The sequence below is a fragment of the Microbulbifer agarilyticus genome (genome assembly GCF_019800665.1).
Lineage (GTDB): Bacteria > Pseudomonadota > Gammaproteobacteria > Pseudomonadales > Cellvibrionaceae > Microbulbifer > Microbulbifer agarilyticus_C.
In genome coordinates, this window is the sequence record NZ_JAHVKO010000005.1 from 428217 (window position 1) to 442953 (window position 14737).

The window sequence follows — 14737 nt, forward strand, 5'->3', positions numbered from 1 at the left end:
CTCTACCCTTTACCGAAAAGCCCCGCTCCGCGGGGCTTTTTTATGCCTGCAACAGCTGCCCCTTGCGTCGCGGATGGCTTACCATGGTTTGCAAAGAGCGCTTGCAAGCACGAGGGAGACCACCGTGGCCCACAAGAACCAGTTACAGCTACTCGCCAGCCGTCGCTTTCTACCATTCTTTTGCACCCAGTCACTGGGCGCCTTTAATGACAATGTGTTCAAAAACGCATTGATCGTGATGATTGCCTTTCGCCTGGCAACCGACGAGGCGAACTTCCTGATTAATCTGGCGGCGGGCCTGTTTATCCTACCGTTTTTCCTGTTTTCCGCCACCGCCGGTCAGGTGGCGGACAAGGTGGATAAAAGTGTACTGATTCGTCGTATCAAGCTGGCCGAGATTGGCATTGTGCTGCTGGGCATTGGCGCGCTGTATAGCGGCAACAACTATCTATGCCTGGGCGTGCTGTTCTTGCTCGGAGTCCAGTCGGCCTTCTTCGGACCAGTGAAGTACGCGATCCTGCCACAGCATCTGCAGAAGGCAGAGCTGGTAGGCGGCAACGCACTGGTGGAAATGGGCACCTTTGTTTCCATCCTGACCGGCACCATCGTTGGTGGCCTGCTGGCGGGGTACACCGGCGAAGGCCAATCCGGGCTGTTGTGGATTTCTGCTGTGCTAATGACCACCGCCATTTCCGGTTATCTGGTATGCCGAAAAATACCCGCGGCGGCAGCACCCGCCCCCGACCTCAAGCTCAACTTCAATCCGGTTACCCAGGTCGGCCAGGTACTCAAAGAAGCGGTGAAAAAGCCAGCGGTGTTTTACGCGATCATTGGGATTTCCTGGTTCTGGCTTCTGGGAGCGGCCTACCTCACACAAATCCCCAGTCTGACCCGCAATGTGCTGGGAGGCAGTGAGTCGCTGGTCACCCTGCTGCTGTGCTGCTTTACCATTGGTGTCGCGGTTGGGTCACTGCTGTGTGGGCGCCTGTCCGCCGGCCGCGTGGAACTCGGCCTGGTGCCGATCGGTGCCGCCGGTTTGACGCTGGTGGGCATGCTGTTGGCCTCTGCCACCGGCAACTATCAGCCTCCAGCTGAAACCACGGTCGCCGCATTCTGGGCGAGCGACGGCTCGCTGGGTATTCTGATCAACCTGACATTGATCGGCATTTTCGGCGGCTTTTTCATCGTCCCGCTTTACGCGATGATGCAGGAGCGTTCTGAAGCCAGTATCCGCGCGCGTATCATCTCCCTCAACAATATCTTCAATGCGCTCTTTATGGTGGTAGCGGCGCTACTCGGTATCGTCTTCCTGAATGTTCTCGGAGCCACGATTCCTCAGTTTTTCCTGGTGATCGCCCTGATGAACGCGGCGGTGGCGATCTTTGTATTTACCAAGGTGCCAGAGTTCGCCATGCGACTGCTCATCTGGCTGTTGTCTCACACCATGTACCGGGTAAAACACGAAGGACTGGAGCGTATTCCGGCGGAAGGCGCGGCCATCATTGCCTGCAACCATGTGAGCTATGTGGATGCGCTGCTGCTGGCTGGAGCGGTGCGCCGCCCCATTCGCTTTATCATGTACAAGCCTATCTATCAGATTCCGGTTCTGCATTTTATTTTCAAAACCAGTCGCGCCATTCCCATCTGCTCCAAACAGCAGGACCCGGAGGGCTACGCAAAAGCCTTTGAAGAAATTGAACAGGGGTTGAAAGACGGCGACTTGCTGTGCATTTTCCCCGAAGGGCAGCTCACCAAAACCGGGGAGCTACAGCCGTTCAAGGCGGGAATTGAAAAGATACTTGAGCGCACCCCGGTACCGGTTATTCCCATGGCGCTAAGAGGATTGTGGGGGAGTTTTTTCAGTCACAAGGACGGCCATGCATTCAGCACCCTGCCACGGCGTTTCTGGTCGAGAGTCTGTGTCGTGGCCGGAACACCGGTTGAGGCCACCAATGCAAATGCGGAAGCATTGCAGGAAACCGTACTGGACTTGCGCGGCAACCACCGTTAGATCGATACCCGCTGCTCACTGTATATATACCGTTAAAACAAACAGGCCCGAAAACGAAAAAAGCCGCGTCGTAAATCGACGCGGCTTTTTTATTTGGGAGCAAGCAACAATTACAGTGCGGCGGCAACACCGTCATAGTTGGGCTCGTCAGCGGTTTCCGCGACCTGCTCGGTATAAATAACCTTGCCAGTTTCATCGATCACCACGACCGCGCGCGAGAGCAAACCGATTAGCGGACCCGTTGCGAACGCAACACCGTAGTCGTCACCAAAGCTCGAACGGAACGTCGAGCCCAGTTTCACGTTTGCAATTCCCTCAGCGCCGCAGAAGCGCGCCATCGCAAACGGCAGGTCCGCGGAGACGCAAACCACCACGGTATTCTCCAGCGCAGCAACCTGCTCGTTGAAGGTGCGCACCGAAGTAGCACAGGTAGGGGTATCTACCGAAGGAAAAATATTCAAGACCACGCGCTTGCCTGCCAGGTCCTGCAACGTCAGGTCTGAAAGGTCTCCCTGGGCGAGGGTAAAGGCAGGCGCCTGGCTGCCGACCTGAGGCAGATCGCCCACGGTGGTAATGGGGTTTCCCTGTAAAGTAACGTTGGCCATTATGTATTCCTTGACTTGCCGATTGAATGTGTACGCAGCATGACTAGCGGGTTGGGTATTGTCAATCGCGCTCCCACCGATTGGCGGACAATAAAAAACCCCGCAAGTGCGAGGTTTTTTAACGAACAGGTTAAATCGGCAAATTAATCCTCGATGGTAACGCGACCGAAATCCCCTTCCATTTCCGCAGCCAGGAACGACATCACCACCCAGGCGGCAACATTCTGCTTCAGGTTATCTGGATCGACTTTATCCAGAGTGTCATTCGGCGTGTGGTGATAATCAAAGTAATCGGTGCCGTCCTGGTAAAGTCCCATCGCCGGTACGCCACGTGCGACAAACACACTGCTGTCAGGACCACCATAGGTTTTGTTGTTTCCGCGCTCGATACCCAGCGGCGCAAGCAGCTGCATCATCTGGTCGGCAATCACAAACTTGCTCTCTGGAATACGCGTATCAAAGCGCCAGATTTTGCCCGCGCCGAAGTCAGATTCGGACACCATGATAATTTTATCCAGTGCATCCTGATGCGCATCCACATACTGCTTAGCACCTACCAGGCCGATCTCCTCAGCACCAAACAGAACCACTCGCAGGGTGCGGCGCGGGCGCTGGGGCAATTCAGAAATCAGGCGTGCGGTCTCCATCACAATCGCCACACCAGCGCCGTCATCCAGTGCACCGGTACCTTCGTCCCAGCTATCCAGGTGGGCACCGATAAGAACCACTTCTTCAGGTTTTTCGCGGCCAACCACTTCGCCAATCACATTAAAGGATGGACCGTCGGGCAGAGGTGCATTGTGCACATCGAGCTTCACCTCTACCGGCTTACCACGTTCTAGCATGGCCTCCAGCAGATTGGCATCCGGAGCCGACAGGGCCAGGGCTGGTACCGGGTTAGCCACGCCATCGACAGACATCATACCGGTATGGGCAAAGCGGTCGGAATCGGTACCGACCGAGCGCAGCAGCATGGCAGCAGCACCTTTTTCTGCGGCTGCACGCATACCCTTGCTACGGCCCTGTACCGCCGGTCCATAGCCTTCACCGGTGCGCGCACGCTCCATACGTTTGTTAATAAAGGCGATTTTGCCCTTTACCGCACTCGCCGGTGCCGCCATCAAGGCTTCAACATCGGCAAAAGGAACGATTTCGGCTGTTAGGCCGCCTTCCGGAGTGGAGGCGCCGTACCCCAGTGAACTCACTACCAGAGGCTGGGGGTAGGGTGCGGTAACCTCGGCGTGCGCGTGCCCGCGCGCCCAGCGCTTCACGTCGATCTGTTCGGTGTACACACGATCAAAGCCGAGGTCTTTCATTTTTTGCTGAGCCCAGGCTACCGCCCGCTCATCGCCCTTGGTACCGGCGCGTCGGGGGCCCACTTCCACAGTGAGCGACTCCACCAGGCTGTAGGCATCTGAAGACTCCAGTGCGCGATCTCTAAGTACCTCAGCTACCGACAAGTCTTCTTTATTCAGTGGTGTAGCGTGCGTGGCAGCGACCACCAACATTGCCGCCAAACCGCCGCTCATTGTCACAACAGGTTTCAACAGGTGCTTAAACATGATTTCTCCAGTACTACTCGTGGATAGTTATTGTTATTCGACAAAACGATTTTCGATCTATTGTTTGGGCAGTGAGAGCAGGCGTTCGCGCACGTCGCGCAAGCGCCGAATACCCTCATCGGAAAACAGGTAGGGCATTTTTCCGGTGTACTCATCTTCCTCGATACGTAAACACTCTAGCCGCAAGCTTTCCAGCGGAGGGTCGTGACGCATGGGGTAACCGGTCAGTACACGCCATTCATTGTCATCCGCCTGCCCCGCAATCACATCCTCCAGCCCCTGCTGGAATTGCGCCCGCTCCATGCGAAAGCGGGGCGTACGCATATGCATCAACCCCCAGACTACGAGTGCAAATACCGCAAAAGTCAGCCCGACGGTGATGAGCAGGTTCATTCGTTACCAACAAGTTCCGTTTGATTTTCCGGGTTGCGCCCACGGTACTTGCTGAAACGACGCTGCACTTCCTGCATGTCGGCCTCAAAGTTACCGGTGGTGCGATACAGCGAATCAATACAGATACGCTTGGTGGGGAAATCCCAGGCAATCAGCAAAACGGGCACATCCGCCGCATGGGCGATCCGCAGAAAACCGTTTTTCCACCTGGTCGCTTTCTTACGCGTGCCTTCCGGAGTGAGCGCCACCCACATTTTTTCATTTTGCTTGAATTGGTTTGCTACCTGTTTGGCCATACCACCCGCTGCGGAGCGGTCGGTGGGAATTCCACCCAGCGCCATAAACAGCCCCTTGAACGGGAAAAAGAATGCCTCTTTTTTCATTAGCCAGGAGGCTTTCAATTTCAATGCCAAAATAAAGGGCATCGCCACTACAAAGTCCCAGTTGGAAGTGTGCGGGGCCAGCGCCACCATCAACTTTTTTTCCGCAGGGAAGTTACCGTCAAAGCGCCACCCCAGCATTTTGACAATCAAAAGCCCGAGGCCCTGTGTGAACCAATTGCCGACGCGCGGCATTTCTTCGGGTAACGGTGAGGGAATCGTGGTTTTCTTTACTGCTGTCACGGTAACAATCTCTTAAAAAAATTAAGCGGATTCCAATCCAGATTAATGCTCGCGGGTCGCATAGAAGCGCACGTCCGGGTAACGCTCTTCCGCCAGCTGCAGGTTAACTCGGGTCGGGGCCAGGTAGGTTAAATGCCCGGCGCCATCCACTGCCAGGTTGATGCTGGCTTTGCGCTTGAAGTTCTCCAGCTCCTTGGCATTTTCACTATCCACCCAACGTGCCGTATTCACATTCACGTTTTCGTAGATCGCTTCCACTTTGTACTCGTCTTTCAGACGATATGCCACCACTTCGAACTGCAGCACCCCCACAGCACCGACAATGATGTCGTTGTTATCCAGGGGGAAAAACACCTGGGTGGACCCCTCCTCGGACAACTGCTGCAGGCCTTTTTGCAACTGCTTCAGCTTCAACGGGTCTTTCAGGCGGATACGACGGAACAGCTCAGGCGCAAAGTTGGGGATACCGGTGAACTTGAGGGTTTCGCCCTCGGAAAAGGTGTCGCCAATCTGGATGGTGCCATGGTTGTGCAAGCCGATGATATCGCCGGCAATGGCTTCCTCGACATGGGTACGGTCACCAGCCATAAACGTAACGGCATCGGCGATTTTTACATCTTTGCCGATACGCACGTGCTTCATTTTCATGCCGCGGTTGTAAGTACCGGAGCAAACACGCATGAAGGCAATACGGTCGCGATGCTTGGGGTCCATATTGGCCTGGATCTTAAACACAAACCCACTGAACTTGGCCTCTTCCGGCTGTACCTCACGCTCAATGGTCTGGCGTGATTGCGGGCCCGGCGCCCACTCGACAAATCCATCCAGCATTTCACGAACGCCGAAGTTACCCAGAGCGGTCCCGAAAAATACCGGGGTCAACTTGCCGGCACGGTAGGCTTCCAGATCAAACTCATGGGTGGCACCGCGGACAAGGTCGATTTCTTCGCGAATTTCCTCGGCATCTTCGCCCAGAAGCGCAGTAGCCTCGTCGGAATCCAAACCCTTGATCTGAATGTCTTCGGGAATGGTGTGGCCCTGGCCCTGCTGGAACACGTGAATCGTATCGGTGTACAGGTTGTATACGCCCTTGAACAGCTTGCCGGAGCCCAGAGGCCAATTGATCGGTGCTGCCTGAATATCCAGCACCTCTTCAATTTCATCCATCACTTCGATGGGATCGCGGATATCGCGATCCAGCTTGTTGATGAACGACAAGATCGGCGTAGTCCGCAGACGACATACGTTCATCAGCTTGATGGTGCGATCCTCGACACCCTTGGCGCCATCAATCACCATCAGCGCCGAGTCCACCGCGGTCAGTACGCGATAGGTATCTTCCGAGAAGTCCTCGTGCCCCGGGGTATCCAGCAGGTTTACCACGCGCTCCTTGTAGGGAAACTGCATGACCGACGAGGTTACGGAGATACCCCGCTCCTGCTCCATGGTCATCCAGTCCGAGCGCGCGTGGGGCCCTTTCTTGCCCTTAACGGAACCCGCAAGCTGAATCGCATTTCCGAACAGCAGCAACTTCTCGGTCACGGTAGTCTTACCGGCGTCCGGGTGAGAAATAATCGCGAAGGTACGGCGGCCGTTAATGCCCGCCAGAGATGAGGATTGACCCATAATGCAAACAATCGAACTGGATAAAAAACAGTCGGGCATTATACACGTCGGCACACATCTCTGGGGCTGTTAGACTGCAAAAACCCAACCGGTCTCACGCCGGGTAAACCGGACTCACCGAGGGCACCTGGTCAAGCGCCCTCGATACTACCGACAGAGATGAACAATGAGTCAAGAAAACTTGCAGGCCCTGCAGCGGGCCCTGGCAGAGCAGCAGGTTCAGGGGTTTCTGGTACCCCGCTGCGACGAGTATCAAAATGAGTATGTACCGGCTGCTGACGAGCGCCTGGCCTGGCTCACAGGCTTTGACGGGTCAGCCGGACTTGCCGCCCTCGCTCACGCGCGTACGGCACTGTTTGTCGACGGCCGCTACACGCTGCAGGCACAGCAACAGATCGGGGACCAGCCCATCGAGCAACAGAGCCTCGCCGCAACCGACATTGCCAACTGGCTCTGTGACACCCTCAAACCCGGCGATACCCTCGGCTTCGACCCGCGTTTGCATACCGAGCCCGGACTTGCCCCCCTCAAACAGCGCCTGAGTGAACAGGGTGTTGAGCTGCGGGCACTGGATACCAATCCGATAGACCAGATCTGGCCGGACCGCCCTGCCGCTCCCAGTGGCGCGGCACTGCCACACCCCAAGATCTTCACCGGCGAAGACTCCCTGAGCAAACGTCAGCGAATTGCCGAGGAACTCAAACAGAAACAGCAGCACGCCCTGTGGCTCGCCAACCCGGAAGTCTGCGCCTGGCTGTTCAATATCCGCGGAAGCGATATCCCCCACTTGCCGGTGGCGCTGAGCATGGGGTTCCTGTATCAGGATGGATCCGGCACGCTGTATCTCGCCGCCGATGCCAACAGCGAGGCACTGCAAAAGCACCTCGGCAACGACATCGAAGTAGTGCACGACAAAGACAGCTTGTTCAGCGCAGCCGAGCGGCAGCACGTGCAGAACGTTTGGGCCGACCCGCAGCTAACCAACTGCTGGACTCTACAGCAGTTGCGCGCACGGGATATTCAGATTCAGTTCGCGCGCGACCCGATTACCGCCGCCAAAGCGCGCAAGAACACCATCGAGCTGGAAGGCAGCCGCGCAGCGCACGTGCGCGACGGTGCTGCACTATGTGAATTTCTCGCCGCACTACCGGAAGCGGTAAGCAAGGAAAATTTTGGCGAGATCGAAGCGGTCCAATTACTGCGCAGCAAACGCGAGCAGCGTGAAGGCTTTACCGACGACAGCTTTGACTCCATCTCCGGCTATCGCGGTAATGGCGCTATCGTTCACTATCGAGTCACCCCAGAGTCGAGCCTGCCAATGAAAGCGGAGGGAATCTACCTGATCGATTCCGGCGGCCAATACCCGGACGGTACCACCGACGTCACGCGTACCGTGGCCCTCGCGGCCGCTTCTCAGTCCGCACGCGATCACTTCACCCGTGTGCTCAAGGGGCACATCGCCATTGCCACGCTGAAGTTCCCCACAGGCACCTGCGGCGAACAGATCGACGCCTTCGCACGCAAGTCGCTGTGGGACGCCGGGCTCGACTACGCCCACGGCACCGGCCATGGGGTTGGCAGCTTCCTGAGTGTGCACGAGGGGCCGCAGAGAATTGGCAAGGTCACCACCAACGTGGCGTTGGAAGCGGGCATGATTGTCTCCAACGAACCGGGCTTTTATCTGACCGACGAATACGGCATTCGCATCGAGAATCTGATTTTCGTCAAAGAGCGGGAAGGCTTCCCGGGCTTTCTGGAGTTTGAAGATCTAACCCTGGCACCCATCGACCGCCAGCTGATCGACGCGGACCTGCTGAGTGACGCGGAGCTGCAATGGCTGAATGACTACCATGAAAAGGTGCACACCACTCTTGCCAATGAAGTGGACGAGCCTACTCGAGCCTGGCTAGCCGAGGCCACCGCACCTATTACAAAGGAATAAAACACAGTTGTTCGGTAGCGGCGTTGCTTAGTTAGGTAGCGCCGCTGCTTAACTGAGCGCCGCAGCCTAACTGACCGCCGCAGGCGCATCCTTGGCATATTGCCGCAAATGTTTGCGCAGCCACCACCAGGACACCAGCCCCAGCACCAAATTGGATAGTAGCGTTGCCAGAAACAGCCCGCTGATGCCCCAGATCTGATTCCCCAGCCAGGCCAGAGGCAGATAAACGCCCAGTACCCTCAGGAATGAAATCAGGGTCGCCGGGAGTGGGTGTCCGAGGCCGTTAAAAGCGGCGTTCGCAGACATCACAAAACCGTAGCCCGCGTAGCTAAACGGCACCAGGTACAGATAAGCGGTGGCCACATCCAGCACTTGCGGGGAGTCACTGAACAGCCCCGCTATCGGCCCACCCACCAACCAGAGCAACACGCCGAGCACCACGCCAAACACCAGACAGAATCGCGCCAGCACCGACACCGTTTCATCCAGGCGCTGCAATTTACCGGCGCCGGCATTCTGCCCCATAAACGGCCCGACCACAGACGACAGGGCGTAAAAGACAATCAGTGCCAGTGGCTCGATACGCAGCGCAATTCCCAGCCCGGCCACCGCATCCGCACCATGGGCGGCGACCAGCGCCACCACAACACCACCGGACATGGGAATAATGACATTGGTCGCGATGGCCGGCAGTCCAATGTGCAGCAGGCTGGACCAGGAATCCTTAAGCGCAGCCCAGTTCGCGGTTGGCATGGCAAGCAAGTGCTCACGTCGCGCGAGAATATACATGGCAACGAAGAAGCTGACCCCGCGGGAAATGACTGTCGCCAACGCGGCGCCCTGCAATTCGAGACGCGGGAAACCAAGCAGCCCGAAAATCAGCAACGGATCCAGGATCAGGTTAAACAGCGCAACCCCGAGCATGATGCGACCGGTCACGGAGCTATTGCCGATACCGCGCAAAGCAGACAGGGCGACCATGGGCACCACCGCAAACACCGCACCCACGTACCAGGGCACCATGTAGTCGGTAATCAGTGGTAGCAGGCGCTGTTCAGCCCCTAGTAGCCGAAAGAGCGGCTCAATGGTGAGCAGCCCGGCAATACTCACCACCAGCGCGATCAGTATTGCCAGCACGGTGGCATCGGTAACCAGACGGCGCACCCGCTGCATATCTCCGGCTCCGTAGGCACGTGCGACCACCGAAGACATACCCGCTCCAAGACCAATAGCCAGCGCATTGATCACCATCACTACCGGGAAGGTAAAGCTCATTGCCGCTAGGGGCCCATCCCCGAGCTGGGCAACAAAATAAGTGTCGACCACGTTAAATGACATGGTGGCGAGAATGCCCCAGACCATCGGTAAGGCAAGTCGGCGCAAATGCGCTGCGACGGAGCCTTCAAGTAGCGAAGGCTGTGATGTATGGGACGGCATGCAGGTTCCGGACTTCAAGCAAGGGAATGGAGTGGTGGTGAATCCGCGGCCAACTGGCCAGGCTCTGGCCCCGCGCCCACCTTTATACGCGGGCTTACAATATCAGACTCATCAGGAGCGCGTCTTCACGCGTACCATCGGATTTTGGATAGTAATTTTTACGGCGTCCGTCTTCCGAAAAGCCCAGCTTGTGATACAGCGCGCGCGCGGAGCGGTTGGATGCCCGCACCTCCAGTAAGACCCGGGCGACGTCGTCGGGGCATTGGGCGAGAACACGCTGTAAAAGCTGGGTTCCCACACCGCGGTTTTGCCATTCAGGGGCAACGGCCACATCGAGGACTTCAATCTCATCAAATAAGCGACTCGTTACACAGCAGGCAACGAGATTCGACGGCTGCTTGTCCCTTGTCTCGGGAAAGCGGAGTACCCAGCATCGATGGCCGCTACTCAGGCTGTCCCGATACTGCTGGGCGCTCCAGGGATGACTGTGTGCACCGCGAGCCAGCACAGCCAAGGCATCGCAATCGCCCTCTTCTGCACGCACAAACATGAGGTCAGCAACACGGAGACCAGAAGAAGGTGAGGAGGATGAGGAGTTCAAAGGCCGGTTTCCATGATCAACTTGCGCGGGGCAAGCGATAAGGTAGGTTATTGGCTGCGGGTCTGCTCGGGATAGAGTTTGCGCAGTAGCTGCCAAACATCCCGTTTGCGCGCGGGCTCCGTCAGCAGCTCGGTAAGACTTGGCAGGGCCACAACCGAAGTGCCATCCCAGTCCACTACCGAATCATCCAGGGAAACCGGCGCACAGAAGGACTGTGCCTGCTCGCCCATCAACCAGATGGACTTAACCGATTTCCGTGCACAAGCCGCTTCCAGCCAGCTGCGACAGGTTTCGCGTGCGTCACTGACGCCCGCAGCCATGGCAAAAGGGTTTTCAGCCAGCGGCCACTTTAATTTGTCGCGCTGGGAAGGTAGCTGGTGCCAGCCCAGTGCGCGAGCCATGTTGCCGAACAGGGATTCCACTGGCAGAGCGCTACCCGGTTCACGGCTGTCCACGGCCAGCAACTCTTCGCCGAGCCACCAGCAACTGAGAATAAACGGGGCTACCGGCTTTGCCGGAGCCGCCACCGGAGCGGATTGCACCTGTGGTTCCGGCGACTTGGTTTCGGCGGTAATACTGCCGATTACCCGCTCGACTTCCATAGGTGTAGGCGCGGTTGGCTTGGCCGGCACCTCGGGTCGCTGATCGACACTGGCACCGACCGCCTGCATGAGCGCCGCTGCCGAAGCAGGTTGCTCGTCATCGCCTGCTCCCGCCGAATCCGGCGGGGGCAAAACGGCCTGGACGGGTTGCGGAGCCAGAGGCAGACAGAACCTGGGCATATAGCTGGTAACACCCAGCGCCGTCAGGTATTCGGTCCGTTGTAGCTCGTTCACTCTGATCTCCGCTTGTCCGCTCAGACGCCTTCCGGCTTTCTGCTTTTACTGGCGAGCAAGTTTAACGCATCCAGATACGCTTTGGCGGAAGCAACCAAAATATCGGTATCCGCACCTACGCCGTTCACCAGCTTGCCGTCACGCTCAAGGCGTACCGTCACACTGCCCTGGGAATCGGTACCCTGGGTTACGGCATTTACGGAATACAGTTTCAGGTCTGCATTGCTGCCCACCACGGACTCAATGGCCTTGAAGGTCGCATCCACCGGGCCACTGCCCTCGGCATTGCAAACGCGGTTTTCACCATCGATCTTCAATTCCAGCTGCGCCTGTGGGTTACTGCCACTTTTGCTGCGCACCTCAAGGTCGACCAGCTGGTAATGCTCGACTGGCTCGGCAGCACCGGAAATCAACGACTGCAGATCTTCGTCAAAGATCTCATGTTTCTTGTCTGCCAGATCTTTGAAGCGCTGGAACAGCACATTAAATTCTGCCGAATCGGCAAAGGTCACACCCAGCTCTTCGTAGCGTGCTTTTACCGCGGCGCGACCTGAGTGCTTACCCAGAACCAAACGGTTCTGTCCCCAGCCCACATCTTCCGCACGCATGATTTCGTAGGTTTCACGATGCTTGAGAACACCGTCCTGATGGATACCGGATTCGTGCGCAAACGCATTGGCACCAACGATGGCTTTGTTCGGCTGTACCGGGAAGCCGGTGATGGAAGAAACCAGACGGGACGTTGGCACAATGTGGCTGGTATCAATGCGGGTTTCCACTGGATACAAATCCTGACGGGTACGCACCGCCATCACGATTTCCTCGAGGGAGGCGTTACCGGCACGCTCACCCAAACCGTTGATGGTACATTCCACCTGACGCACACCATTCATCACCGCGGACAGGGAATTGGCCACCGCCAGCCCCAGGTCGTTGTGGCAATGGGTGGAAAATATCGCCTTGTCCGAGTTCGGGACATTCTCGATCACGCGCTTGAACATGGCACCGTACTCGCCCGGCTCACCATAGCCGACCGTATCGGGGATATTGATGGTGCCGGCACCCGCCTTGATCACCTCTTCGATGATGCGATACATAAAGTCCGGCTCTGAGCGACTGCCGTCCTCCAGCGAAAATTCCACATCGTCGGTAAACTGGCGCGCGGTCTTTACCGCCTCAACCGCCTGGCGTAATACATCCTCGGGCTCCATTTGAAGTTTGTACTTCATATGAATAGGGGAAGTCGCAATAAAGGTGTGGATACGCGACGCATTCGCGTTTTTGAGCGCCTCTCCCGCGCGCAGGATGTCGGGCCCTACCGCACGAGCGAGGCTGCATACCCGTGAGTCCTTTACGGTTTCAGCAACCGCCTGCACCGCTTCGAAATCGCCCTGACTCGCGATCGCGAAACCGGCTTCAATCACGTCGACACGCATGCGCTCCAACATCGTCGCGATACGAATCTTTTCATCTTTGGTCATGGATGCGCCAGGGCTCTGTTCGCCATCGCGCAAGGTGGTATCAAAAATGACTAATTTATCTTTATTAGAGTTCATGAGGGCTCTTCTCCTAGTCTGGCCCGAGGCTAAACAGCGCAATTGTCGCTGTCTACGCGCTACTCAAATTAAGTACGGAATTCTGTTGAGACGTGTGGGGATAAAATTATATGCCGCAGTGCGGCAGTCGTAGCGGGCTAGCTAGTAGTAGAGGGGCAGCGGTGGTGTTCGCCATATCGGCAGAGAGGTGGAACTTGTTGGCATTGGCAACGGTGCGTGCGGAGGATTCAGACCTCACGACCGTCACATTCGACTGGACTCTGTCCATGGATTGCTTGCGAAACATGGCTGCATCATATTCCTGATTGAAAACCTAGCGTCTATAACCCGGCACCCACTACAACCTGTGTGCGTATACGCACCGGGAAACAGGACTATAAGCTTCTATCAAGCAGGAGATCAACAGCCATCCTACAAATCTATCAAACCGGGCAAGTCAAAACAAAAAATGACTCCGGAAATACTGTAGAAACGGATATACATCCTAGAACGGACTTATTCGTTTATACTCATCTCTGATGTGGCGGCGCCAGCCCGCGACCGCCAAACAGGCGCTTATAACAGCTTTTCAATATCAACCGCGATCGCTGCCGGCTTATCTTTCGGCGCAAAGCGATTCACAACTTCGCCATCACGATTAACCAGGAACTTGGTGAAATTCCATTTGATACCCTCGGTACCCAGAATACCTGGAGCGGCCTGCTTCAGATGGGTAAACAACGGGTGCGCAGCTCTGCCGTTTACATCCAGCTTGGCGTACACCGGAAAACTGACACCGTAATTCAGCGAGCAGAACTCCTGGATTTCGCTATCCGAACCTGGCTCCTGCTGGCCAAACTGATTACACGGAAACGCCAGCACCGCGAACCCTTTATCTTTGTACTTCTCGTACAGCTCTTCCAGGCCCTGATACTGAGGAGTAAAGCCACATTTACTGGCCGTGTTTACGATCAACAGTACCTTACCCTTGTACTCCTCAAGGGTGGACTGTTTACCATCACCGCCTTCAACTGGAATGTTAAATATCTCGGACATAATTGACTCCTATGCGGGTCCTTGGTCATTTCCTAATTGGCAATATAAACGCCTCATAAAAATCCGCAAGGGATCGCACAGGCGCTGCAACACCACGTACGCCCTGCAGGCCATTGTGGATTGATTTAATAAACAATTTCAGACTTATGCACAGCACGGTTACACACAGAAACCTTGGACAGAGTTGTGGGTAACTACGGGATATTCGATGGGAGTGGCGTGGTTACTGGGGTTGCGACGGCGCCTAAAAAACCATCATTGCGATTTGGGGATAAAACCCGCGAGGACTTACTCAATTTCAGGCTGTGGATAGGCGGTTACTACAGGTTTTTCCCACAGCGTAAAAGAAAAAAGGCCGTACAGTTTCCTGTACGGCCTTTTGGATTTGAAGCCTGACGATGACCTACTCTCACATGGGGAATCCCCACACTACCATCGGCGATGTTGCGTTTCACTTCTGAGTTCGGCAAGGGATCAGGTGGTTCCACAACTCTATGGTCGTCAGGCAAA

13 protein-coding genes and 1 rRNA gene are annotated in these 14737 nt (G+C 56.3%); 2 read left to right on the plus strand and 12 right to left on the minus strand.

Annotation, left to right across the window (positions count from 1 at the left end; translation table 11 throughout):
- The first annotated feature begins 124 nt into the window (after positions 1-124).
- Positions 125-2011 (plus strand): MFS transporter, encoded by a 1887-nt coding sequence (locus KUV22_RS14605; protein WP_222232291.1) that lies wholly within the window; start codon positions 125-127, stop codon positions 2009-2011.
- 110 nt (positions 2012-2121) lie between these two features.
- Here KUV22_RS14605 and tpx read toward each other — a convergent pair whose 3' ends face one another.
- The 5 genes from tpx to prfC form a co-directional block, all read right to left on the minus strand.
- The gene (gene tpx / locus KUV22_RS14610; RefSeq protein ID WP_222232292.1) at positions 2122-2616 is read right to left on the minus strand and encodes a thiol peroxidase; all 495 of its coding nucleotides are present in this window, start codon (positions 2614-2616) and stop codon (positions 2122-2124) included.
- A 143-nt stretch (positions 2617-2759) separates the two neighbouring features.
- Positions 2760-4178 (minus strand): M20/M25/M40 family metallo-hydrolase, encoded by a 1419-nt coding sequence (locus KUV22_RS14615; RefSeq protein WP_222232293.1) that lies wholly within the window; start codon positions 4176-4178, stop codon positions 2760-2762.
- Between the two features lie 57 nt (positions 4179-4235).
- The gene (locus tag KUV22_RS14620) at positions 4236-4571 is read right to left on the minus strand and encodes a hypothetical protein (RefSeq protein WP_222232295.1); all 336 of its coding nucleotides are present in this window, start codon (positions 4569-4571) and stop codon (positions 4236-4238) included.
- Positions 4568-5194: a 1-acyl-sn-glycerol-3-phosphate acyltransferase gene (locus KUV22_RS14625; RefSeq protein ID WP_315856951.1), complete on the minus strand. Its 627-nt coding sequence runs from the start codon at positions 5192-5194 to the stop codon at positions 4568-4570. Before KUV22_RS14625 ends, KUV22_RS14620 begins: the two co-directional genes overlap by 4 nt.
- 42 nt (positions 5195-5236) lie before the next feature.
- Positions 5237-6820 carry a peptide chain release factor 3 gene (prfC, locus tag KUV22_RS14630; protein WP_222232297.1) on the minus strand — a complete coding sequence of 528 codons (1584 nt, stop codon included), beginning with the start codon at positions 6818-6820 and terminating at the stop codon, positions 5237-5239.
- Positions 6821-6986: 166 nt separating this feature from the next.
- On the opposite strand from prfC, the gene KUV22_RS14635 reads away from it, so the two are divergent.
- Positions 6987-8762: an aminopeptidase P family protein gene (locus KUV22_RS14635; RefSeq protein WP_222232299.1), complete on the plus strand. Its 1776-nt coding sequence runs from the start codon at positions 6987-6989 to the stop codon at positions 8760-8762.
- 66 nt (positions 8763-8828) lie between these two features.
- Here KUV22_RS14635 and KUV22_RS14640 read toward each other — a convergent pair whose 3' ends face one another.
- The 7 genes from KUV22_RS14640 to rrf all read right to left on the minus strand — a co-directional run bounded on the left by KUV22_RS14640 (position 8829) and on the right by rrf (position 14733).
- Positions 8829-10199, minus strand: coding sequence for an MATE family efflux transporter (locus KUV22_RS14640; RefSeq protein ID WP_222232301.1), 1371 nt, complete (start codon positions 10197-10199; stop codon positions 8829-8831).
- Between the two features lie 94 nt (positions 10200-10293).
- Positions 10294-10800 (minus strand): ribosomal protein S18-alanine N-acetyltransferase, encoded by a 507-nt coding sequence (gene rimI, locus KUV22_RS14645; protein ID WP_222232303.1) that lies wholly within the window; start codon positions 10798-10800, stop codon positions 10294-10296.
- A gap of 47 nt (positions 10801-10847) precedes the next feature.
- Positions 10848-11636 carry a hypothetical protein gene (locus KUV22_RS14650; protein WP_222232305.1) on the minus strand — a complete coding sequence of 263 codons (789 nt, stop codon included), beginning with the start codon at positions 11634-11636 and terminating at the stop codon, positions 10848-10850.
- A 20-nt stretch (positions 11637-11656) separates the two neighbouring features.
- The gene (locus tag KUV22_RS14655; protein ID WP_222232307.1) at positions 11657-13192 is read right to left on the minus strand and encodes a 2-isopropylmalate synthase; all 1536 of its coding nucleotides are present in this window, start codon (positions 13190-13192) and stop codon (positions 11657-11659) included.
- A gap of 106 nt (positions 13193-13298) precedes the next feature.
- Entirely contained in the window at positions 13299-13478 is a 180-nt protein-coding gene (locus KUV22_RS14660; RefSeq protein WP_222232309.1) for a hypothetical protein, read from the minus strand.
- Positions 13479-13747: 269 nt separating this feature from the next.
- A complete protein-coding gene (locus tag KUV22_RS14665; protein ID WP_222232311.1) occupies positions 13748-14227 on the minus strand; it encodes a glutathione peroxidase in 480 nt (159 codons plus the stop codon).
- Positions 14228-14617: 390 nt separating this feature from the next.
- Positions 14618-14733 (minus strand): 5S ribosomal RNA (gene rrf, locus KUV22_RS14670).
- Positions 14734-14737: the final 4 nt, after the last annotated feature.